Source organism: Bernardetia sp. ABR2-2B (assembly GCF_037126435.1).
Classification (GTDB): domain Bacteria; phylum Bacteroidota; class Bacteroidia; order Cytophagales; family Bernardetiaceae; genus Bernardetia.
This window is the reverse complement of the sequence record NZ_CP147020.1, coordinates 1,870,397-1,893,241: the sequence shown is the minus strand read 5'-3', so window position 1 is coordinate 1,893,241 and position 22,845 is coordinate 1,870,397. Positions and strand designations below refer to the sequence as shown.

General features: G+C 31.7%; 19 protein-coding genes. 9 read left to right on the top strand and 10 right to left on the bottom strand.

Going from position 1 to position 22,845, the window contains the following annotated elements; translation table 11 throughout:
* Positions 1-168: 168 nt before the first annotated feature.
* From WAF17_RS07890 to rpoC, 4 genes are all read left to right on the top strand, one after another.
* Positions 169-3,111 carry a type ISP restriction/modification enzyme gene (locus WAF17_RS07890; RefSeq protein WP_338768475.1) on the top strand — a complete coding sequence of 981 codons (2,943 nt, stop codon included), beginning with the start codon at positions 169-171 and terminating at the stop codon, positions 3,109-3,111.
* A 291-nt stretch (positions 3,112-3,402) separates the two neighbouring features.
* Positions 3,403-3,834 carry a hypothetical protein gene (locus WAF17_RS07885; protein ID WP_338768473.1) on the top strand — a complete coding sequence of 144 codons (432 nt, stop codon included), beginning with the start codon at positions 3,403-3,405 and terminating at the stop codon, positions 3,832-3,834.
* A gap of 289 nt (positions 3,835-4,123) precedes the next feature.
* Positions 4,124-4,288 (top strand): hypothetical protein, encoded by a 165-nt coding sequence (locus WAF17_RS07880; RefSeq protein WP_338768471.1) that lies wholly within the window; start codon positions 4,124-4,126, stop codon positions 4,286-4,288.
* Positions 4,289-4,735: 447 nt separating this feature from the next.
* Positions 4,736-9,136 (top strand): DNA-directed RNA polymerase subunit beta', encoded by a 4,401-nt coding sequence (rpoC, locus tag WAF17_RS07875; protein ID WP_338768469.1) that lies wholly within the window; start codon positions 4,736-4,738, stop codon positions 9,134-9,136.
* A 236-nt stretch (positions 9,137-9,372) separates the two neighbouring features.
* Here the strand turns inward: rpoC and WAF17_RS07870 are convergent, their stop codons facing one another.
* Complete coding sequence (locus WAF17_RS07870) at positions 9,373-9,732, bottom strand: helix-turn-helix domain-containing protein (protein WP_338768467.1); 360 nt, start codon at positions 9,730-9,732, stop codon at positions 9,373-9,375.
* A 1-nt stretch (position 9,733) separates the two neighbouring features.
* On the bottom strand, positions 9,734-10,027 hold the full coding sequence (locus WAF17_RS07865) for a type II toxin-antitoxin system HigB family toxin (RefSeq protein WP_338768465.1): 294 nt from the start codon (positions 10,025-10,027) through the stop codon (positions 9,734-9,736).
* A 188-nt stretch (positions 10,028-10,215) separates the two neighbouring features.
* Between WAF17_RS07865 and WAF17_RS07860 the strand changes: the two genes are divergently transcribed.
* Positions 10,216-11,241, top strand: a complete 1,026-nt coding sequence (locus WAF17_RS07860; protein ID WP_338768463.1) for a helix-hairpin-helix domain-containing protein — start codon at positions 10,216-10,218, stop codon at positions 11,239-11,241.
* A 67-nt stretch (positions 11,242-11,308) separates the two neighbouring features.
* On the opposite strand, the gene WAF17_RS07855 is transcribed toward WAF17_RS07860, so the two are convergent.
* On the bottom strand, positions 11,309-12,310 hold the full coding sequence (locus tag WAF17_RS07855; RefSeq protein ID WP_338768460.1) for a ribonucleoside-diphosphate reductase small subunit: 1,002 nt from the start codon (positions 12,308-12,310) through the stop codon (positions 11,309-11,311).
* A gap of 414 nt (positions 12,311-12,724) precedes the next feature.
* Between WAF17_RS07855 and WAF17_RS07850 the strand changes: the two genes are divergently transcribed.
* Positions 12,725-13,300, top strand: a complete 576-nt coding sequence (locus WAF17_RS07850; RefSeq protein WP_338768457.1) for a hypothetical protein — start codon at positions 12,725-12,727, stop codon at positions 13,298-13,300.
* A 1-nt stretch (position 13,301) separates the two neighbouring features.
* Here WAF17_RS07850 and WAF17_RS07845 read toward each other — a convergent pair whose 3' ends face one another.
* The 3 genes from WAF17_RS07845 to WAF17_RS07835 all read right to left on the bottom strand — a co-directional run bounded on the left by WAF17_RS07845 (position 13,302) and on the right by WAF17_RS07835 (position 15,081).
* Positions 13,302-13,466, bottom strand: coding sequence for a hypothetical protein (locus tag WAF17_RS07845; protein WP_338768454.1), 165 nt, complete (start codon positions 13,464-13,466; stop codon positions 13,302-13,304).
* Between the two features lie 259 nt (positions 13,467-13,725).
* The gene (locus tag WAF17_RS07840) at positions 13,726-14,229 is read right to left on the bottom strand and encodes a transposase (RefSeq protein WP_338768452.1); all 504 of its coding nucleotides are present in this window, start codon (positions 14,227-14,229) and stop codon (positions 13,726-13,728) included.
* Positions 14,230-14,304: 75 nt separating this feature from the next.
* Entirely contained in the window at positions 14,305-15,081 is a 777-nt protein-coding gene (locus tag WAF17_RS07835; RefSeq protein WP_338768450.1) for a hypothetical protein, read from the bottom strand.
* 228 nt (positions 15,082-15,309) lie between these two features.
* Here WAF17_RS07835 and WAF17_RS07830 point away from each other — a divergent pair, with 228 nt between their 5' ends.
* Positions 15,310-15,828, top strand: a complete 519-nt coding sequence (locus WAF17_RS07830) for a hypothetical protein (RefSeq protein WP_338768448.1) — start codon at positions 15,310-15,312, stop codon at positions 15,826-15,828.
* A 343-nt stretch (positions 15,829-16,171) separates the two neighbouring features.
* Here WAF17_RS07830 and WAF17_RS07825 read toward each other — a convergent pair whose 3' ends face one another.
* From WAF17_RS07825 to WAF17_RS07810, 4 genes are all read right to left on the bottom strand, one after another.
* Positions 16,172-16,834, bottom strand: a complete 663-nt coding sequence (locus tag WAF17_RS07825; protein WP_338768445.1) for a hypothetical protein — start codon at positions 16,832-16,834, stop codon at positions 16,172-16,174.
* 414 nt (positions 16,835-17,248) lie between these two features.
* Entirely contained in the window at positions 17,249-18,340 is a 1,092-nt protein-coding gene (dinB, locus tag WAF17_RS07820) for a DNA polymerase IV (protein ID WP_338768443.1), read from the bottom strand.
* Between the two features lie 23 nt (positions 18,341-18,363).
* Positions 18,364-19,125, bottom strand: coding sequence for an SDR family NAD(P)-dependent oxidoreductase (locus WAF17_RS07815; protein WP_338768441.1), 762 nt, complete (start codon positions 19,123-19,125; stop codon positions 18,364-18,366).
* Between the two features lie 111 nt (positions 19,126-19,236).
* Positions 19,237-20,178, bottom strand: a complete 942-nt coding sequence (locus WAF17_RS07810; protein WP_338768438.1) for an aspartate carbamoyltransferase catalytic subunit — start codon at positions 20,176-20,178, stop codon at positions 19,237-19,239.
* Between the two features lie 312 nt (positions 20,179-20,490).
* Here WAF17_RS07810 and WAF17_RS07805 point away from each other — a divergent pair, with 312 nt between their 5' ends.
* Together WAF17_RS07805 and WAF17_RS07800 are read left to right on the top strand one after the other, a co-directional pair.
* Entirely contained in the window at positions 20,491-21,378 is an 888-nt protein-coding gene (locus WAF17_RS07805) for a hypothetical protein (RefSeq protein WP_338768436.1), read from the top strand.
* 454 nt (positions 21,379-21,832) lie between these two features.
* The gene (locus WAF17_RS07800; protein WP_338768434.1) at positions 21,833-22,657 is read left to right on the top strand and encodes a hypothetical protein; all 825 of its coding nucleotides are present in this window, start codon (positions 21,833-21,835) and stop codon (positions 22,655-22,657) included.
* The last annotated feature ends 188 nt before the right edge of the window (positions 22,658-22,845 follow it).

Below are 22,845 nucleotides of genomic sequence, written 5' to 3'. Positions count from 1 at the left end.
TTAGCAGTTTAGCTTAACTTACAAAAATTTTTGCTAAAATAAAGCCGTTGTTTAGACGACTGACAAATAGACAGTAATAAGAAAAAAAACGTATTTTTGTTTTAAGATTTAACAAATCAAATATTTTCGAAGCTTCAATAGTAATTCTGAAAAATTATATCTTTAACAATGGAGATTTCTCTTTTATCTTTTTTTAAAAAATATTTTCCTGCACTAAAACTAGTGCAGTTTTCGGCTCTGCAGTTTCAACTTTGGGATGAAAACGAAGTAATTTGGGCAAAAATAGAAGTAGAAAAGGATAAATTAAAAATTACTTCGATTCAAGAAAAGTCTATTTTAATCGCTGATTATAAGCAACTTAATGAGGCTGTAATACAGTTTTTAGAAGAACTAAATAACCTACAAAAAGAATTTTGTCAAAAAGAAAAACTACTTTCAGAACAAGCTAAAGCAGATTTTATAAGAAGAAAAAAAGAAATTCAACATCAGTTTCGAAAGGGTTTTTCAGTAGCTCAAAAAGAAGAGTTACAACCTATTATTCAGCTTTTGGAAGAAGGTGGACATTCAATTTATTTACTTTCTGAATGGATTGCTATTTTTGAGTTTTGGCAAACAATGTATGAACAAAGTAATTTTAAAAAGTCGTTTTTTCAGAGAAATGAAATTCTTAAATCATTACGTTTGTTTTTAAACAACTCCCACAAAAACGAAATTCCTTCGTCTTATTTTGAAATAGAAAAGTTCGTAAACGATTTTTCTCAAAAGTATAAAATAAAGGAAAGTGAAGGTCTGTTATATGGAATTTTGAATAAGTTTTTGAAGCAAAATGATAGCTTTAGTTTGGATTTTATTCCCATTATTCAACAAAAAATAAATGAAATCAAATCTAAAAACAAAAAGATTTGGATGAATGATACTACAATCTTGAAATCATTAGAGTTAAATACTGAAAATCAAGAATTTAAGAAAAAAAATCTTTTCGGAACATTTGAAAGTTTTGCCGATTTGCTTTTGGTTTTTTCTACTCAAAATGAAACTTCACAGTTTGCTTTTGCAGCCAAAAAAATAATTTCACAAGTGGGAATTTTTGGACTTTCTAAAAATTCTGAATCAGTAAATAAAATAAACTCTGAATCAAATTATGATTTAATTGTTTTAGATGTTGATAAACATAATCTTATTTCTACAAAAGTAAATTTGCTTTTTCAATCCTTAAATAAGACAGAAAAGCAGCTTTTCAATTCTATTCAAAATAACTTTAAATCACTTTCAGAGAATGGAGTTTTGATAGTTTTATTAAATGAAAATCAGAAAAATATACTAGAAAAAAAATCATTGTCTTCTTTTCGTCGTTTGTTGCAAGAGTGGTTTGAGAGAATTGAAATTTATGAAAATCAAGAAAAAAATGAGAAAGGTTTAGCAATTATTTTTCATAAAAATACAGCATTAGAAAAAGGAGTTTTTTATTCGAATCTAAATAAAGATGTTGTCAATTTTTCAAATCATTTTATTCAAAATACATGGAAACCGAAACCAGTTTTGTCAGAGTATCACAAACTTATCCCTGCTGCTGGTTCTGATAATTTAAAAGGAAATAAAAATGCTATTTTTAAAACCTATTTTAGAGCCGTTCCAACACAAAAAATAGAAAATTTCATTGAACCAAATTCAGATAATTATTCTAAAAATAATTTGAAAAACAAAGTAAAAATATTTCTTCAAAATTATAATCAACAAATTGAAAAGTCAGAAGAAAAAGTTAAGGATAAGTTAGAAAAAAAGAAAAACGTTTTAGTCTCCAAACTAGCAGCAAATACACTTTTTGAAAAGGATACTATAAAAATAATTGAGGGAAAAGTTGAAGGAAAAATAAATCAAAAAATAGTAAATAAACCATTAGAATTTAATGAGAAAAATTTAATCGAAACGCAGGTTTCTGTTTTTAAAAATGGTTTTTGGTATTATGAAAAATCAGTTTTTGAAGAGTTTTACGACTTAGATAAAATTTTTCCAAATCGAAAACAAGGCGAAAATATCTTGGTTTTTTGGACAAATACGTCAAATGGAGGCGAAATTTGGGCAACTAATAAGCCTGTTCCTCCTAGTTTTTTAAATGAAATTTTACCAAATGCTTATATTTTTCCTTTTTATATTTATGATAAAGTTGAAGGAAATAAAACAAGAAAAAGAATAAACTTCTCAAAGAATATACTCTCTAAGTTTCGAAGAGGATATGCAGCAGCATTTGAAAAAAGAATCGAAAAAGTAGAACAATCTTTGAGTTTTCTTTTTGATTTATCTGATTTTGAGTTTTTGCAAGTGAATCAAGAACTGGCTTTTGAGTTGAGAGCTTTGTCAAATATCGTAGATAAAGATGAGTTCAAGATGACTAAAGAACTACTAGAAAATCTGCACCAGCCAGAAACGAATACTTACATACAGTTTGAGCAAATCATAAAGGTTTTTAAGAATGCAAAACGAACTTTTGAAAGGTTAGAAAATAAAGCTGCACGAAATAAAGAAAGCTTTGAAGTATTGAAAAAATATTTTAGAAGTGGAGAAAATGCGATTGATTTTATAGAAAATTATTGGCAAAAGCTAGAAAAAGAAGAAGCTGAAAATTTTGTAGTTCCGACAGAAGAGAATATGACAAATGAGCTTATCTTGGGTTATATTTTTGCTGTTTGGCAGCGTGATATATTCAAACATAAATATAAAGAAGAGCTAAAACATGAAGTTCCTAGAGTTCCTATTTATAAAGATTTCCATCATTTTGCCAACAAAGGAGAGTTTTTGTTACAGAAGTTTTTGAAGGAATCTAAAAGCAAAATTGAATTTGAAGTTGTAGAACTTTTTGAAGAAGAAACCAAAAAAGTAAAGACTAAAAAAATAGTTAAAATTTGGTTTGAGAAGGAAAGTAAAATCTGGTACGACAAAACCACTTTTCTACATTCAGAAACAGAACTAGATTTTGATAAAGTAAAAGAGTTTGAAGTGAATCAAGCTTCACTTTTCGGAATTACTTTAAAATTTTTGAGAAAAAACAAAGTAGAATTGAATGAAGGAAAACAGATTTTAGAAACTATAATTGAATTTGTAACTAGGTTTTAGTTTTTTTATTGTAGCATTTCGCCAAAAGAATATGAAAACACTGCCTATTTAATATATTTGAGTTTTTAGTTTAAGTCTGAAGACTTGTAAAATTGATAGGTCGTTCGCTGCGCTAAAGACAACGTCCAATAGTTGTGATTAAAATAGATGCAAAAACAAACTCTAATTTTGAACCTACTTTACTTGATTTTTCAGTTCAATAAATACTAAAATACTCTATTTCAATGTTTATAAAGAAATTTTTTATTTTTTGTTATATTTCTTATTTTTAATTGTAAAACCACAAAGGAAATGAGAAACTCACATGTTTTAGCAGATATAAATGTTTATGGTAGCAAACTACTAGAGCATAAAAATGATTTAATCAAGCATACAATAAAAAATATAGGACTGTCTAGTGAGAAAATGGATTATAGCGAAGAAAGTCTTTACTATATTGACAATTTTTTAATTGGCAATGAAATTTCTAAAGAAAGTACATACAGTAATCTTATGGGATTACTTTTATATGTGGGTGAAGTTTACACAAAAAAGAAAGGAGGGTATTTAAAAATGAAAAATATTTCTTCTAATAAATGGATAGTTGCTGTTTATAATAGTGATAATTCAGAATCTGATATACTTATATGGGTATATGGTAGCGTTTATTCTTATGCAGGAAATGAATTACCTTCTATAACAGCAAGTTATTTTGCTATAACTGCTAACCCTTTTTTTAAATAATACTCCATTCCTATTAGTGTTCCCAAAAATTATCAGTTAAGCGTTGTCTATGACTATGATTTATCATTTCAGCAACTTTTAAGTCAGCGTAGCTAATCTTAGATTTACAGGTCAAGTAGGTAGTTTTGTAATTACTTGACAACATAAATTTGAAGGTTTATATAACTGATATTATTATAAATAAATCTTTTGAAAAGGAATATCATGAAAATATTAAAGTAATCTTTCACTTGTTAAGTGACTGATTTTGAGTATATTTGATTTTTATTACTAATTAAAATTTGAATTTATGAAAAAGTTAAAAAGTTTTTTTACTTCTGTAAAAAGTGAGAAAGTTGAAATTAAGAAATTTGAGAAAATGAAAATTCAAGATTCTAGCAAAATTATCGGAGGCGAAAGTGGCGAAGAGTATGCCGAAGACTTAGATTTGGACTTCAATCTACTAGCTTACTAAAATAAAATTTATCATTTGTTTAATGTTTGGCGTGTCATGCGTCAGACATTTTTTTTGTCTAGTTTTTAAGCCTCCCAGATGGACGTAGTGTTCAAAAAAACTAGAGAAAAATTGCTAAGCGTTGTTTATGACTACGACCTATCATTTCAGCAACTTTTAAGTCAGCGTAGCTAAATCTTAGATTTGCAAGTCAAGTAAGTATTTTTGTAATTACTTGACCACATAAATTTGAAGATATATAATTGATAGTTCTTAGTTACAAACTAAGCCCAACAACTAAGTAAATATTTTGTATTTACTTGAAAATAAAAATCTGCCTTTTACTCAATCTTGTACCGTAAAACAAAAATCTATTACCTACAAAAATATTTCATATAAAAAAAGGAATTTTCAATTTTTTTTCCTAACTTTGTAGATTGTTACTCCAAAATCAAAACTGCATCGCCCATGTCGTTCCAAAAGAACAGAAAGTTAAAAAACGATTTCAAGCGAATCACTATCAGCTTGGCATCTCCAGAATCTATTCTTAATAGTTCGTTCGGAGAAGTTACTCAACCAGAAACGATAAATTATCGTACCTACAAACCCGAAATGGGAGGTCTTTTCTGTGAGCGTATCTTCGGACCTGTAAAAGATTGGGAGTGTCATTGTGGTAAGTACAAGCGTATTCGCTATAAAGGAATCATCTGCGACCGTTGTGGCGTAGAAGTAACGGAAAAGAAAGTCCGTCGTGAGCGCATGGGACACATTCAACTTGTTGTTCCTGTGGCGCATATATGGTATTTCCGTTCATTGCCTAATAAAATAGGTTATTTGCTCGGTTTGCCAACCAAAAAATTAGACCAGATTATTTATTACGAGCGTTATGCCGTAGTACAGCCTGGTTCTATGGAAGATGAAGGATTGCAGCGTTTAGACTTTTTGACAGAAGACGAGTATTTGGACATTATGGACAAATTACCTCGTGAAGAACAGCAAAAAGATGACTCTGACCCTACAAAATTCATAGCAAGAATGGGAGCAGAAGCAATTGTTATGCTTCTTGACCCAATTAGATTAGATTTAGATCAGCTTTCGTATGATTTACGTGCAGCAGCAATGAACGAAACTTCACAACAACGTAAGGCAGAAGCCTTGAAACGTTTGCGTGTAGTGGAAGCATTCCGTGATGCCAAATCTAGAAATGTTCCGAATGAGCCATCTTGGATGGTTATCAAAATGGTTCCTGTCATTCCACCAGAATTGCGTCCTTTAGTTCCCCTTGATGGTGGACGTTTCGCAACTTCGGATTTGAATGATTTATACCGTCGTGTTATTATTCGTAACAACCGTCTAAAAAGACTTATAGATATTAAAGCTCCTGAAGTAATTTTACGTAATGAAAAACGTATGCTTCAAGAAGCTGTTGATTCTCTTTTCGATAACTCTCGTAAAGTAAATGCTGTTCGTGGTGATGGTAATCGTGCCTTAAAATCACTTTCAGATATGCTCAAAGGTAAACAAGGACGTTTCCGTCAAAACCTTTTGGGTAAGCGTGTTGATTACTCGGGTCGTTCGGTAATCGTGGTAGGTCCAGAACTCAAACTTCATGAGTGTGGTCTTCCTAAAAATATGGCTGCCGAGCTATTTAAGCCATTTGTAATTCGCAAACTTATTGAGCGTGGTATCGTCAAGACTGTAAAATCAGCGAAGAAAATTGTTGATAGAAAAGACCCAGTAATTTGGGATATTTTGGAAAATGTATTGAAAGGACATCCTGTTCTGCTCAACCGTGCGCCTACTTTGCACCGTTTGGGTATTCAAGCCTTCCAACCAAAACTTATTGAAGGAAAAGCAATTCAGTTGCACCCATTAGTTTGTACGGCATTCAACGCCGATTTTGATGGTGACCAAATGGCTGTTCACGTCCCTCTAGGACAAGAAGCTGTTTTGGAAGCCTCTCTATTAATGCTTGCTTCTCATAATATTCTTTCTCCTGCAAGTGGAAGCCCGATTACTGTACCTTCACAGGATATGGTTTTGGGTCTTTATTTCTTGACAAAAGGAAGAAGAAGTATTCCAGAATTGAAAATTGAAGGAGAAGGCATGAGATTCTACTCGGAAGAGGAAGTAGTCATGGCTCTCAATCATAAATCTATTTCTAAACACGCTTATATTTTCGTTCGTACAAAAGTATTGAATGAAGAAACTGGCGAATTAGAATACAAAACTATTGAAACAGTTGCAGGACGTGTTTTATTTAATAAATGTGTTCCTGAAGAAGCTGGTTATATTGATGAGCTTTTAAGTAAAAAGACACTTACAAAAGTAATCTCTAAAATTGTTAAGCAAGTCGGTATGGCTCGTACTGCCGAATTCTTAGATGAGATTAAATTTTTAGGTTTCGACCAAGCTTACCGAGGTGGTCTTTCTATTGGTATCAATAATATTCCAGTTCCGGAAAATAAAGAGCGTTTAGTTCAAGAAGCTAAAGACGAAGTAGCAGCGATTACTCAAAACTACTTTATGGGTCTTATCACTGATAACGAACGTTACAACCAAGTAATTGATATTTGGACAAAAGTAAACCGTAGAATTACAGATGAATTGATGGAGCAGTTAGAAACTGACGAACAAGGATTTAATTCTATTTATATGATGATGCACTCTGGCGCACGTGGTTCTCGTGAACAAATCCGTCAATTAGGTGGTATGCGTGGTCTGATGGCTAAACCTCAAAAGAACTTACAAGGTTCGGTAGGAGAAATCATCGAAAACCCTATTCTTTCTAACTTTAAAGAAGGATTAGACGTTTTGGAATACTTTATCTCTACACACGGTGCTAGGAAAGGTCTTGCAGATACTGCTCTTAAAACTGCCGATGCTGGTTATCTTACTCGTCGTTTGGTAGATGTTGCTCAAGATATTATCGTAAATGAAACTGATTGTGGAACTTTACGTGGACTGACAGTAACGGCTCTAAAAGAACAAGAAGAAACTATCGAACCGATTTCTGACCGTATTTTGGGTAGAATATCATTGCAAGATGTTTTCCATCCAGAAAATGAAGAGCTAGTTCTTATTGAATCTGGCGAACTAATAGATGAAGTTGCAGCCAAACGTGCCGAAGAAGCAGGTGTAGAAGCAGTAGATATACGTTCTGTACTTACTTGTGAAACTCGTGTAGGTGTTTGTGCCATGTGTTATGGACGAAATCTTGCCTCTGGAAAATTAGTACAGCAAGGTGAGTCAGTTGGTGTAATTGCTGCTCAATCTATTGGAGAGCCAGGTACACAGCTTACACTTCGTACTTTCCACGTTGGTGGTACGGCTTCTAACATTTCTGCTGAACCTATTATTAAGGCTAAGAAAGATGGAAAGGTTATTTTAGAAGATGTTCAGACAATAGACACGCTTGATGAAGAAGGCAAGAAAGCAAAAGCAGTTATGTCACGTTATGGTGAATTACGAATTGTAGATGCTGATAATAATTCTAAAGTATTAGCTTCTCTCAATGTTCCTTATGGTTCATTCTTGACTGTTAAAGATGGTCAGATGGTCAAAAAGAACGATGCTTTATACAACTTTGATCCTTTTAATGCTGTTATCCTTTCTCAATATGATGGAACAGTGAATTTTGAAGGAATCGATGAAGGCATTACTTATAAAGAAGAATCTGATGAGCAGACAGGACACCGTCAGAAAATCATTATTGAAAGTAGAGACAAGACACGAAATCCTACGCTGACTGTCGTAAATGCAAAAGGCGAATCTGCAAGTAGTAATGTTCCTGCTGGAGCATATCTTTCTATTGAAGAAGGAGAACAAGTAAAAGCAGGTCAGATTTTAGTGAAAATTCCTCGTTCAGTTTCGAAGAGTAGAGATATTACAGGTGGTCTTCCACGTGTAACAGAACTTTTTGAAGCACGTAATCCTTCCAACCCAGCAGTAGTATCAGAAATTGATGGTATTGTAAGTTACGGAGGAATCAAACGTGGTAACAGAGAAATTTTTGTAGAATCTAAGAAAGACGGTATCATTAAGAAATATATGGTTCAGCTTTCTAAACACATTCTCGTACAGGAGAAAGATTTTGTAAAAGCAGGTATGCCACTTTCAGATGGTGCAATTACACCAGCCGATATTCTTTCTATTAAAGGACCAACAGCAGTTCAAGAATATTTGACTAACGAAATTCAAGATGTTTATCGCTTACAGGGTGTAAAAATCAATGATAAGCATATTGAGGTAATCGTTCGCCAAATGATGCAGAAAGTAGAGATTATCGATCCGGGAGATACTTCATTACTGCCGAATCAAATTGTAGATAAATTTGATGTTCGTGCAGAAAATGATTCATTTATGGATAAGAAAATCGTTACTGATGTAGGAGAATCTACCAAACTAAAAGTAGGTATGATTATTACGGCTCGTGAGCTTAGAGATGAAAATTCTAGTCTGCGTCGTAAGGATATGAAAATTGCTAAAGTGCGTGAAGCACAACCAGCAGTTTCTAAGCCTACTCTGCGTGGTATCACACAGGCATCTTTGGGTACGAAGAGTTTCATGTCAGCAGCTTCTTTCCAAGAGACTACAAAAGTATTAAGTGAAGCCTCTATACGTGGTAAATCTGATGACTTAAACGGTCTTAAAGAAAATGTAATTGTAGGACACCTTATTCCTGCAGGTACAGGGTTGCGTAAGTACGAAGACCTTATCGTTTATGATGAGAAAACGTATGACAAACTTGAAGATACATTATCTGATGAAAATGTAAAATCAACTCGTACAGAAGCACAATTAAACAGAATGCGTTTAGAAGCATTAGAAGCAGAAAACGAAGAAGAAACTACTGAAACAGTAGGTTAATTCTGAAATGCCGTTGTTGGTGTTTTAGCAAAGTGACACCAACAATACATTATATAATCAAAAAGCCTTTCAAAATTTATTTTTTGAAAGGCTTTTTTTTGTATTCATTTACCTAGAAACGAATATTTGTATTGTTGTTTCTACTATTTTGTATCTGTTTTTTTTCACGATTAAAATCGTGAGTTTCGTTTGTTTGTACGAGAAATTTTTCAAATTCTATTTCTGCGTAATATCATTTAATTATATTCTCTAATCAAAACTTCTGTTGGTATAGACAAATGAGTGTGAAGTTTGCGTATCATAGCCAAACTCAATTTTCTTTTTTTAGTAAAAATTTCGCTCACTCTACTTTTATAACCCAAGATATCAGCAAGTTCTTTATTGCTTATTCCCATTTGTTCCATTCTAAATTTAATAGCCTCTATTGGGTTTGGCATTTCGATAGGAAAGTTTTCGTTTTCATATTTATCTATCAGAATAGATAGAATTTCTAATTCATTTCCCTCTAGAGTTCCTTTTTTTGCATCAAAAATAAATTCTAGCCTTTCTAATGCTTCTTGATAGTCTTTTTCTGTGGTAATTGGTTGTATATTCATCTTATATTTCGTTTGCATTTATTTTGTCATATTCGGTGTGTGTACCTATGAATCGTATCCAACCGATTTGAAATTCAAAATTAAATTTTACAATTAGGCGATAATTATTTCCTTTTATATTGAAAACAATTCTGTTTTCTTTGAGAATACTTGCATTAGGATAATTCTCTTTGAGTTGATTTATGGTTTGAAAGTCTGCTTTTTCAATTTCACTATACCACGCCTTCAACTGCTGTTCACAATCAGCATGTATTTCCCAAAATTCTCGTAGTGTTCTTTTTGCAATTATTCGCATACCTCGTTTTTAGTTAAACTCCAATATACTAAAAAAAGTTACCAAATTGGTAACTTTTTAGTTAAAATATCTTCTAAAGGCTCATCAAAATCATCTGCAACAAAAGTTATTAAATGTTTTCCTGCTTCAAATCTTAAACAACTTCAAAGAAAAATTCTTATATTTCAAAAAATAAAAACCATAAAGAAATGAACCTCATCCAAAATATAAGGGCAGAATTTTCTGAATTAGTAAAGAACAATAGCAATTTTTCTCAGCGAGAAGCAAATGGAATGGTTGTTTTGTCAATAGTTTTTGTATTTCCTATTCTTGCAATAATTTATGAGAGAGTACAAAGTATAGATGAAATAGATGCTGAGTTGACAGCATTACAAGTTGAAAAAGCAGATAGTTTGTTGGCAGTTTTGGAGATGCAACAGCCTTTGGATAGAGAAACAAAGTTAGCAATGTTAGAAATTCCACTCTTCAACCCAAACAAATTATCGATAGCACAATGGCAAGCAATGGGTGTAAGGCCTTGGGTTGCCAAAAGGGTAGTAAATGCAGTCAATAAAAAATATGTCTTTCTTCAAAAAAATGATTTAGAACGTTTTAATGGTTTTCCAAAAGAAGAGTATGAGCGTTTGAAAGACTATATAGATTTGCCTGATTCGGTAGATAGAAAGGCTTATTATAAAAATAAATATGCTTCTCAAAATAAATACAAGAAGAAGAAATATGATAAAAATAAGTATAAGAACTATGGCAAAGATAATTCAGAGAATAAATATACTTCCACGTATGAGAAGAAAGAGTATAAAAAATATGTTCCAAAAGTCATAGAAAAGTTTGATATAAACACGACTGATACAGCGACCTTAAAGCAAATAAGAGGAATAGGAGAAAAAACAGCTCTTCAAATAGAGAATTTTAGAAATAGAATAGGAGGTTTTCATTCTTTAGAACAGGCAAAAGACGTTTATATTCTTTCCCCAGAAGCTTATGAAGAATTAAAAAAGTATGCTTTGATTATTTCTCCCATCAAAAAAATAAATATAAACAAAGCAGATTACCAAACTCTTAAAAATCATTTATACATAAAAGGAAAATCAGCAAGTATTTTATTAAAGTACAAAAAACAGCACGGAAATTATAAAAATATAGAAGATATTAAAAAATCAAGAGCCATCAAAGAGGAAAACCTAACAAAACTTATTCCTTATTTGGAGTTTTAAAATCAAAAAAGCCTTTCAAAAAACAAATTTTGAAAGGCTTTTTTAGTGCTATTCTTATAATCTTTGATTAAAAGTCTTCATCTAAAGAGAACTTAGGAGAATCATCATTATTATTCATTACTCCTGCTTTTTGATATTCTGCAACACGCTTTTCAAAGAAATTTGTTTTTCCTTGAAGACTAATCATTTCCATAAAAGGGAATGGATTTGTAGAGTTGTATTGCTTTTCACAATTTAGTTCACCTAATAATCTATCAGCCACAAACTCAATGTATTGATTCATCAAATCAGAATTCATTCCGATAAGACTTACTGGAATTGCATCAGTTACAAATTCTTGTTCGATTTTTACAGCATCTGTAATGATTTCGATAATACGTGATTTTGGAAGTTTGTTTTGGATATAATTGTTATACAAAAGACAAGCAAAATCGCAATGCAAACCTTCATCACGAGAAATAAGCTCATTCGAAAAAGAAAGTCCTGGCATTAAGCCACGTTTTTTGAGCCAAAAAATAGAACAAAAAGAACCACTAAAAAATATTCCTTCTACGGCAGCAAACGCAATCAAACGCTCTGCAAAATTTTCGCTTTCAATCCAACGCAATGCCCATTCTCCTTTTTTAGCAACACATTCTAAGTTATCCAAAGCATTGAATAAATAATCTTTTTCTTTTGTCCCTTTAATATAAGTATCAATCAGAAGCGAATAGGTTTCAGCGTGAATATTTTCCATCATTACCTGAAAACCATAAAAACAACGAGCTTCTGGTGATTGCACTTCTTTCATAAAATTGACAACCAAGTTTTCATTAACAATTCCATCAGAAGCTGCAAAGAAAGCAAGGACATGTTTTACAAAATGACGTTCGTTGTCACTCATATTTTCCCAATCTTTCATATCATTGGAAAGGTCTATTTCTTCGGCAGTCCAAAAACTAGCTTCTGCTTGTTTGTACATCTGCCAAATATCATCCTGTTTGATAGGAAAAAGTACGAAACGATTTGGATTTTCGGCAAGTAAAGGTTCGTGTAAAAGTTCTTTTGTATTAGAGTTCGTATTTGACATAGAAATATGTTTTTATCAATTAATTTTGAATAAAAGGGCGTAAAGAACAGCCCTGTATTTTTAATTATGTTTTCTTTGACTGAATTATGCTTTTTTATTGGAAGATTATCTTATCAATAGCTTGTGAAAGCAAAAGGGTTGCAAAAATAATATTTTATTTTTTCTTTCTTATAGAGATTTAGCTATTTTATTGATTTTTTTGGAACGGATAGACAGCTATTTTATTAACGATAGATTTCTTATAATTATTTAGTCTATCTGTCTTACTTTTTTACAAAGGTCGATATTCTGATTTTATTTAAAGAATTTTTTTGAGAGAAATTTCGAATTATTTTTTTTGTTTGTTCTCAAACCTATACCATTTTCAAAACATTATAAGTTCAAACTTTAACTCAATCACTTTTTATAAATTCTATGAAATCTATTATTTATCTGTCTCTGATAACGCTCTGCTCTATTTTTCTTCTAGGTTGTAACCCTGATAAAGACAAACGAGTTTCTGCTAGTGAGACAAAAAATTCGACTACACAAAATTCAGTTTTATTTTTTAAAAACACTAGAAGTCTAGATTATAACAAGAAAGACGAACCTAAACTAAAAAGAGAAATTTATACTCATGAAGATGCAAGTGAAGATACTTTGAAGCCTGTTCTGAATATGACAATCGTTTATCTGTGGGATAAGGACAAAGCTTACATTATCACAGACCCCAATAAATACATAGAAGATTATTTTGATGAATCTAAAAATGACACCCTCAAAATCCGTTGGAAAAATCCTAAAACCGAAGCACAGGGAACACTTTTTTACATTGCAGGACACGTAGATACACAATACGAATTTGCTACACAACTTTATAATAGCCTGTTAGACAAATACGAATTTTATATGCTTCCTAATGAAATTCCTATTTTAGATACTAAGAAAGAGCGAGAAACCTTCCGTATTACGATGATGGATTATTATCGTTTGGTAGGAGTTTTCAAGTAAGCTATTTGCTATTTTTTAGCCTAACTTTCAATTCATCTACATATTCTTTTGAATCTTTCAAACCTAATTCTGTATTTGTTACTATTAACTTTATAGCTTCTAAAATTTTATTTTGTTTGAGAAGCTGTATTACCTCAACTTCTAGTTTGGGAGTGATTTGTGACATTTTTTTGGTAGTTTAGTGATTGAAATAAATAATTTCTAGTTATTCACTATTTGATTGTACTTTCGTCTTTTTTGGTAACTGTAACGGTAAATCAAAACTAAACAACAACAACTCGGAAAAGAAAATACAAAAATTATGGCTACAAGTACAAGCCGAATACATATAAATCACTCGTTAAAAACGAGTGATAGCCATTTTATTTCTTGCGAGACAGAGCAGTAATTACAAAAATACCTACTTAACTTGCAAGTCTAAGACCTTATCCTGTCCCATATTTTTTTGGGTTAGCCAGTTTATAGCCTTGAACTATTAAACTAAGCATCTTATACCCTTTCCATATTGTCATTTCGCCAGGTAGAGGTTGTTTTTTAGATGGTGTAAATCCACCTAACACAGCGATGCGTATCAAAGCCTCTTGAAGGTAGCGTATTTTTTTCTGACTTTGTTTTCCTAACACCTCTAGTTGTATCTTTGTCAATACTTGATCAGCAGAAATATCTTCATAGTCTTCTGCCAGTTTTTTGAGCAAATAAAGTTGCCAAGCTACAATGGAGAGTAAGCTGATAGCATTAGATAGTGAAGTAAATGTATCAAACTGTAGTTTTTCTATTCGTAAACCCTGTTTAAGCACATAATGCCAACGCTCAATAGTCCAACGTTTTTTGTAGTGTTCTATACAAAGAAGTGCCTGTTGAAGGGTAACTATTTTTTGAGTGGTTAGTAGATACCATTCTACTGCCTCTTGATCTTTGGGAGGGTGCATTTCTTTAGCTATAATAAGAGATAAATGATGTTCTGATCCCTTTTTCCTTTGCGAAGGTGGGCAAATAATATCTCCCTAGCTTATTGTAAGACGAGCTTTTCTAGCTTCTCTAGTTTTGCTCTTAGGTAGAAAAACATCTATCTCTGATAATGATGAAAAACTAACTTGCCCTAAAGCTATCTTCTCTCCATTTGCATATACTCTACGACGTAAATGATGCACTCTAAATAACAACTCCACATTTCTACCACGAGTAGCATCAATATATTCATAAAAATCACTCTCTCTATCAGAAACTACAATTACCTTAGAAACATCTTTTAAACGATGGCTAATATCTTGTAGAGCCTCTAACCAACGATAACTTTCTTTTTCTTCTATTGGAAGGTGAGGAATTACTTTTTTTTCTTTACTGCCCACTGTAGGCGCCCATATCTTTTGTGAAATCAAACCCAAAGGAATACCTGCTTCCGTAGTAACTAAAGCACTATGAACACAAAGACCTAGAATAGGCTTGCCAGTACTACCTCCTAAGTCACCTAAACCTTCACTAGCCAAATGACCTCCAAAATTCAAATCTGTTGTATCCTGGTGAACCAAAACCATAGATTCAGAGGAACAACGAAGAGAAGATTGACGATAATGTCCGTAGCTAATATCTACTTCTTCCTTTGAAAAAATACGCCAAGCTGCTTTTCGTAGACTATTACCTACGCTACTACTGAAAGAGTTTTCTGGAGTAGCTAATAATTTATCTGCCATCTTCGAAATACTTTTCGCTTCTCGTAAGTCTTCAACACCACAATCCATAAATTCTCGTTCGCTCCAATGTTCCAAAGGTTGATATAACATAAAATGAAGGTAAGAATAGTAAATAAATAAAATCAATACAAAACAATAGCCAAAATTGAAAAGTTTATGGGACAGGATAAGGTCTAAGACTTGCTGGACTGATAGGTCGTAGTTGCAGACAACGCCCAACATTTGTGAACATATAAATTACAATTTTAACGGTAAAAAAGGTGCTATCATAATTCAATAATATCAATGTTTGAACATAGACTATTTAAAAGAACTCTATTGTCTTTCGACGAGAAAGCTAAAGAAAAAGAGTTACCTATAACTTTTGAAAATCCAATATTAGTAAAACTTAGCTATTATACTACATATATCAGTAGTAAAGAAATAGAAACTCAGTTGGATCAACTCATTAGTTATTTAGAGAGCAAAGCAGAAGATAATAGTTGGGGTTCCATATTTTACATGTATTCTATTTTATTATTAGTGGATGATATGTTTCTGTATTATAAGAAATACGCAAGTAAAATATCAAAGGCTTCGTTAGAAACATTAGAAGATGTAGAACAAAAGGATGTGGAAGGATATTGGCTTTCTGCTTGGCATCCTAAAAAAGTTACAGATGAGAAAAAATTTAAAAATGGAATTATCAGGTCAGAGAAACTATGGAAGGAACAAACTAAAGAGCTACGAGAAGCTTTGTACAACTTCGTCCATTTACCTATCTATGAATTTAACGGAGACTATTGGGATATTTTAAGAGTAACTCCCCCTGATGAGCGTAGTGTTCCAAAACAGTAGTAGTTAAGCGTTGTCTACGTTCTTGTTGGTCTTCCAAAAAATCCAAATCATTAGAAAGAAGCCGTTGTTGGTCTTTAGTTTCGGCTTGCCGTTACGATGACCAACAACAAACACACCCCACAAACCTAATAACTTCCCACAAAAAACAAAAAACTCAAATCAAAAAAAAACAGATTTTTATTCAAATTCTACGTTCTTGTTGGTGTTCCGATTTGCTAAAAACGTAAAAAAAGCCGTTGTTACGTTCTTGTTGGTCTTCCAAAAAGTCCAAATCATTAGATAAGAAGCCGTTGTTGGTCTTTAGTTTCGGTTTGCCGTTACGATGACCAACAACAGTGTATATCTACTTTTTTATGAACTTCTGCAGACTCCAGTAATCTTCTCCTGAATTTCCTCCTATTCGATATATAATATCATTTTTATTACAGAATAGACATAATAATTTTAAATAATCTAATTCAATGTTGCCAGTTAAATCTAAAGTAGATAACACTAAGTTTAAGAAATCTACGTTTAAATAATCTTCATCACTCTTTATTACAAAACAGGTCGAATCATCAAAGAAATATTCTAATAATTGAACAACATTTTCTCCTATTAAAGAAGTTATAAAAGATATTATTGTTTCGTTATGTTCTAACATAAATTCATTCTGACAATAGTTGCTCGGAGCGATTTTCTTTTTATCTACTAAACCTTTATAACTTCTTATTCTTGACAATTTTTTCTTCTTATGTTCAATTACATATATATAGGTGTTATTTCGTTCTTGTTTAGAAAACTCTTGTATTAATCCGTTTTGAAATTTATGTAATTTTTTAGCATAAAGAATACTATCCCTTGTATGACCTACCCCATTGAAAACTTGTTCAACAATCTCATATTTATATAGCTGCTCAATACAATTGTTAGTAGTATTATGAATAGTAAAAGCATTACTTGGCTTCCAAGCATTATAGTCGGAATATTTGTTTTGAAAATCTGTATATCTTATTAGAGAGTCCATAAGTTAATTGTCGTAATTATGATGTTGCTTTAATTCTTTATCTGCGTTCTTGTTGGTCTTCCAAAAAAACCAAAGCATTATAAAGAAGCCGTTGTTGGTCTTTAGTTTCGGTTTGCCGTTACGATGACCAACAACAAACAATACCCTCACAAATCTACTAACTTCCCACAAAACCAAAAAAAAACCTGATGTGCGTAGTGTTCCAAATAAAAGGTAAAAAAACGAATGTTGGGCGTTGTCTTTAGCGCAGCGATGACTACTACCTATCATTTTAGCAAATCTTAGATTTGCAGTTCAAGTAGTTTTTTTGTGTTTTTCATAGGGTAGTATAACATTCCCAACATCTATTATTTACGGAATATTTCTGAAAATACAATGACTAGCAACAAACATACAAATTTTCCTAAAATATACTCAAAAGTCCAAAGTCAATTGCCTACCTATTTTATGCTTTACCTCTTCTTTTGATTGATTACTTAAATTAGAAACTTGTAAACCCAATAATCGAACTCCTATTTGCAGAGGAAAAATACTTTTGAGCAAGGGAATATAAATTTTCGCTAAATCCTCTTCAGTTTGTAAGCCTTGAATAACAGTTTGGCTACGAGTAATTTGATTAAAATCTGCATATTTTATTTTGAGAGTAAGGGTTCTGCCTTTTACATCTTTATTCAAAAGTAGTGGAGATAATTTTTGAGCAATTTTTTGAAGAGATTCTATCATTTCTGTTTCCTCAAATAAATCTTCCGAAAAAGTCCGTTCTGCACCAATAGATTTTCTGATACGATTCGGATTTACAGGGCGATTATCTTGTCCGTGAGCAATATGAAAATAAAACCTTCCTGCTTTACCAAAGTTTTTTATCAAATCATTCTTTTGCCATTTTTTCAAATCCTTTCCTGTATAAATACCCAAATGGTGCATTTTTTTTGCAGTTACTTTACCAATACCATGAAATTTTTTGATAGGAAGCTCATCAATAAATTTTGAAGCATCAGCAGGTATAATCGTAAAAATTCCATCTGGTTTATTAATATCAGAAGCAATTTTGGCTAAAAACTTATTAAAAGAGACTCCAGCAGAAGCTGTTAGATTAGTTTTAGCTTTTATCTCATCTTTAATCTGCATCGCAAGTAAAGTAGCAGAAGGAAACTGTTTTTTATTTTGTGTTACATCTAAATAGGCTTCGTCTAAAGAAAGTGGTTCTATCAAATCTGTATATTCTGAAAAGATAGCTCTAATCTGTAAAGAAACCTTTTTGTACTCTTCAAAACGAGGACGTACAAAAATCAAATGAGGGCATTTCTGCAAAGCAATTTTGGAAGACATTGCCGAATAAACACCGTATTTTCGTGCTTCATAACTTGCTGCTGCCACTACACCTCGTTTTCCATCTCCACCTACTGCAATAGGCTTTCCTCTTAGTTCTGGATTATCTCGCTGTTCTACTGAAGCATAAAAAGCGTCCATATCTATATGTATTATTTTGCGAAGTGCAGTCGTCAATTCTCTTTATATTTTGTGGTATTTTATTTCTTATTTACCATAGCAGATTTGGCTTGGTCGGTTGGCAAAATCAGAACATCAGCAATATTTACATGAGCAGGACGAGAAACCACAAAATAAATAAGCTCGGCAATATCTTCGGCTGTAAGTGGCGTATAATTCTGATATACTTTTTCAGCTCTATTTTCATCATTTTTGAAACGAACTTTCGAAAACTCTGTCTCTACTAATCCAGGTTTTACTTCACTTACTTTTATATTTTCTTTGAGCAAATCAATTCTCATTGTCTCACTAAGCATCGCAACAGCTGATTTTGTAGCACAATAGACATTTCCATTAGCATAAGAATCTATCCCAGCTATTGAACCAATATTTATAATTTGACCTTTGTTTTTTTCTGACCTTGTTTGATTTAATAATTTTGGTAAAAGTGCCTTTGTTACATACAAAAGTCCTTTTACGTTGAGGTCAATCATAAAATCCCAATCATCTAAACTTCCTTCTTGAATAGAAGAAAGTCCGTGTGCATTTCCTGCATTATTGATAAGAATATCTATATTTTGAAAGTCTTTTGGGAGAGAATCAACTGCCTTTTGCACTTCCTCTCTATAACGAACATCGAAAGAAAGTGTCGTTACTTTTACTTTTTGAGATAATTCTTTTTCTAACTCTTGGAGTCTTTCAGTTCTTCTTCCACAAAGAATAAGGTCAATATTATTTTCTGCAAAAATGTGTGCTGTGGCAAGTCCGATTCCTGAAGTTGCGCCTGTGATGAATGCTAACATAAGATAGTGATTAATGATAAGTGTTTAGTGATAAATTATGAAATGAATTACCATTGCTTTTTTAAATTTAATCAGGGTTTTAATTCTATTAAAACTGGTAACTGATTACTGCTAACTGGTAACTGATTTCGGTTTTATTTTCTCAGCCAAAAGATACAACACAGCCATTCGGATAGCAACACCATTTTCTACTTGATTAAGAATAATTGAGTGTTCAGAATCGGCTACATCACTATCAATTTCTACTCCTCTATTAATGGGTCCAGGGTGCATAATTACAATTTCTTTATTGAGAGAATCCAATAATTCTTTATTTATTCCATAATAAAGTGAATATTCACGCAGCGAAGGAATATTTTTTACATCTTGCCTTTCTAACTGAATACGCAACACATTTGCAACATCACACCATTCTAAAGCTTCTCTGAGATTATAACTTACCTTTACTCCTAATTGATTTATAAACTTTGGAATTAGTGTAGGCATTCCACAAAGCATCACTTCTGCACCCAGTTTTTGAAGTGCAAAAATATTAGAAAGAGCTACTCTTGAATGCGAAATATCTCCAATAATAGCCACTTTTTTTCCTGCTACTTCACCTAATTTTTCTCTAATCGAAAAAGTATCTAAAAGTGCTTGTGTTGGGTGTTCGTGTGTTCCGTCTCCTGCATTTACGATAGCTGCATTGATATGTTTGGATAAAAAATGAGGCGCACCTGCACTAGAATGACGCATCACAATCATATCTACCTTCATTGCCAAAATATTATTAACTGTATCAAGAAGTGTTTCTCCTTTTGAAACTGAACTATTACTTGCAGAAAAATTAACTACATCAGCAGAAAGACGTTTTTGAGCGAGTTCGAAAGAAATACGAGTACGAGTAGAGTTTTCAAAAAAAACATTAGCAATCGTAATATCACGTAAAGAAGGTACTTTTTTGATAGGACGATTAATAACTTCCTTAAACTGCTCTGCCATTTCAAAAATATGCAAAATATCAGCTTGGGTAAGGTCTTTTATTCCTAATAAATGATTGACACTCAGACTCATAAATAGTGATTAATTATTAGCGATTAGTTAGTAATGAATGAATGACTAATTACACCAAAAAAAAGTAATTTAGAAAAATCAATACTACAAAAGTATCACAAATTTATAAACCTTAAAAATGAATTGCTTAAAAAAATAGATTCCTCAATTTGAGTTAATTTATGTTTTTTTGATAGAGAAATAAAAAAATCAGAAAAATAAAACGATTATTTTTTATTAAATTTAGAATTCTTTGTATAGTAATAATTTTATTACTAATTTATAAAATAATCTTAACTACAAACTTTCTGTCTAAATCTGTCCCTAAAATTAATGCAAACGCAAAAACCTATTTTATTTACAGGAGCTTTTTGTTCTCAACAAGAGTGGATAGCACCTATTTTATCTGTTTTTCCTTCGGTGCGTTACTTACCCCATTTTTTTTCGCCTACTGCTGATTCAATAGACATTTTTTCATTTGATAGTAAATATCCTTTTATTGCTGTTGATGAAGACAATCCGTATGAATCTTTTATCGCAGAATGTTTTGGTTATAACTCAAAAGAAGAACACACAAAGGGAGCTTTTGGAAATAGTGTTAAGCAATTGTATAAGCGATTTATAGATAAGTATCAAATTAATAAAGATACAAAAAAAGAAATTCGTCCTCTTATTTATGATAAAAATAGTCTTTTTTTGATAGAATGGTTGCATAAGCATTACAAAACTGATGTAGTAGTTTTGATTCAACATCCTTTACATTTTGTGTATAACTGGATAGAAAATAAAGAAAGCTTAGATTTGGACACTTTATTTTCACCAAAAATCATTAAATATGCCCCAAATGCTTTAGAGCGAATAAATTTAGAAAAAAAAGAAAATAATTTTGAAGCCCTAAAAGAATGGGAAAAAGCATTAAGAATATGGCTTATCTTTGCAGAGACTATACTGTATTATCAACTCAATTATCCAGACTGGTTATTTTTCAGATATGAAGACTTTAGAGAAATTCCAGAACGAACGATTACAGATATTTGTGATATGTTAGATTTGGATTATACCACAGAGTTTTCCAATAAATTTGAAGAAACTAAGCAAATTCGTACTCAAGATGCCCAACAAGTAAATACAGATTATATCAAGACCTTAATCAACGAAACTCAAGAGTATTTGACTCATTTTTATCCTAGAAATATAATAGGAAAAAGTATGTTTAGATAGCTAGAGTTGATTAAATTTTGGGCTAATAAAAATACAGTGAAATTGTGTATTAAATAACAGCATATTTATCCACTCATAAACTCAAAATGGTTCATAGCCTTTGCTGATATTTTAGTCTAAGGACACCAAATAACACACGTATAAATAACCTCTATAATAATTTAACTAATTAGTTAGATTTTCTGCACTAATTTTGTCTTAATTTAGAGATAAAAGATTGAATATAATTGGTATTGGCTTTACATTGTTGAAACTGATAAAGTAAATTTATATTTTAGTAGAATTAGTGAAAATAAAATTTCGCAAATTCTTTTTTCACTAAAAAACTTTGCTTTATTACGTTCAATCTATACTAAGATGTAAAATTACCATTAACTTTGTATTCAAATTTATTCTTAGAAACTCCATTAAAGAGAATAACTTTTCTAAAAAAAATCTATCCTAAATAATCAAAATGAATAATTTTATACTTAAAACAGCTCTTTTACTTTTTTTTACCTTTGGCATCTTTATCAATTATTCTTTTGCTCAAAATGATTCTACTAATTTAGAAATTGTAATTATAGAAGACAATTATGAGCAAGATTCAATAATTGATGCTGGAGACTTGAATGAAGCTATTGTAATTGCCGATTCAACTATTTCACCAACAGATTCTACTCGTAAGCTTATTCGTCCTACGAAAAGCTTGGCACAGCTTGAAGGAGAATATGCACCCTATGCCGTAACTGCTGCAAATGTTGGTAATTTTGAACCTGATGAATTAGAAAAACGTTTTTTAGCCATCAAAGATGTACGTGCGCACTTACGCCTAAATATTCGTTGGAGGTCAGCTTATGGTGCAACAGAAGAAGATTTGCAAGGTGAAAATAATCTTATGAATAAAATGCGTATAGCAATGGCTTTTGCAGAAATTAATGCGAGAGAAGAACGCAAACGACGTGCAGATTTGGCTATAAAAGATTTATTGAATACTGACCCAAAGGACATGTATGACAAAGAAACATTAAAATTTAATAATCCAGAGTTGATAAATACACTCAAAGAAAATCTATTTTATAGTTCAAGAAGACCAGACTTCAATTCGGTAGCTCTTGGGACAGTTCTTCCCAACTGTGAAAAATTTGGATTTCACCCTCATACACGAGCAACAGGTTATCGTTTAGGAATTGGAGACCATACTGATAAATACAATTTGCTTATTTTGAGACTTCATACGGGAGAAATGAAAGCATTTTTGTGGGATGATGTTTATGCAAAAATTGTAGATGTGATGTAGAATAACAAGTTACATTTTTGTAACCTTTGTCGTACTACTAACTAAACAAGAGTGATTATAGTTACTACACTAAAACACCAATAACAGCTAAACGATTAGATTATCTTTCCTCAGAATTAGGTTTAACGACTCAATTCTGAGGAAAATCTGTATTTATTATCAAAGCAACTACGAGAAAAATTAGTCAT

Excerpts from the sequence above, each read along its gene's own strand:
- WAF17_RS07890 (WP_338768475.1), top strand. The coding sequence starts at position 169 with ATGGAGATTTCTCTTTTATCTTTTTTTAAAAAATATTTTCCTGCACTA.
- WAF17_RS07885 (WP_338768473.1), top strand. The coding sequence starts at position 3,403 with ATGAGAAACTCACATGTTTTAGCAGATATAAATGTTTATGGTAGCAAA.
- WAF17_RS07880 (WP_338768471.1), top strand. The coding sequence starts at position 4,124 with ATGAAAAAGTTAAAAAGTTTTTTTACTTCTGTAAAAAGTGAGAAAGTT.
- rpoC (WP_338768469.1), top strand. The coding sequence starts at position 4,736 with ATGTCGTTCCAAAAGAACAGAAAGTTAAAAAACGATTTCAAGCGAATC.
- WAF17_RS07870 (WP_338768467.1), bottom strand. The coding sequence starts at position 9,732 with ATGAATATACAACCAATTACCACAGAAAAAGACTATCAAGAAGCATTA.
- WAF17_RS07865 (WP_338768465.1), bottom strand. The coding sequence starts at position 10,027 with ATGCGAATAATTGCAAAAAGAACACTACGAGAATTTTGGGAAATACAT.
- WAF17_RS07860 (WP_338768463.1), top strand. The coding sequence starts at position 10,216 with ATGAACCTCATCCAAAATATAAGGGCAGAATTTTCTGAATTAGTAAAG.
- WAF17_RS07855 (WP_338768460.1), bottom strand. The coding sequence starts at position 12,310 with ATGTCAAATACGAACTCTAATACAAAAGAACTTTTACACGAACCTTTA.
- WAF17_RS07850 (WP_338768457.1), top strand. The coding sequence starts at position 12,725 with ATGAAATCTATTATTTATCTGTCTCTGATAACGCTCTGCTCTATTTTT.
- WAF17_RS07845 (WP_338768454.1), bottom strand. The coding sequence starts at position 13,466 with ATGTCACAAATCACTCCCAAACTAGAAGTTGAGGTAATACAGCTTCTC.
- WAF17_RS07840 (WP_338768452.1), bottom strand. The coding sequence starts at position 14,229 with ATGCACCCTCCCAAAGATCAAGAGGCAGTAGAATGGTATCTACTAACC.
- WAF17_RS07835 (WP_338768450.1), bottom strand. The coding sequence starts at position 15,081 with ATGTTATATCAACCTTTGGAACATTGGAGCGAACGAGAATTTATGGAT.
- WAF17_RS07825 (WP_338768445.1), bottom strand. The coding sequence starts at position 16,834 with ATGGACTCTCTAATAAGATATACAGATTTTCAAAACAAATATTCCGAC.
- WAF17_RS07815 (WP_338768441.1), bottom strand. The coding sequence starts at position 19,125 with ATGTTAGCATTCATCACAGGCGCAACTTCAGGAATCGGACTTGCCACA.
- WAF17_RS07810 (WP_338768438.1), bottom strand. The coding sequence starts at position 20,178 with ATGAGTCTGAGTGTCAATCATTTATTAGGAATAAAAGACCTTACCCAA.
- WAF17_RS07805 (WP_338768436.1), top strand. The coding sequence starts at position 20,491 with ATGCAAACGCAAAAACCTATTTTATTTACAGGAGCTTTTTGTTCTCAA.
- WAF17_RS07800 (WP_338768434.1), top strand. The coding sequence starts at position 21,833 with ATGAATAATTTTATACTTAAAACAGCTCTTTTACTTTTTTTTACCTTT.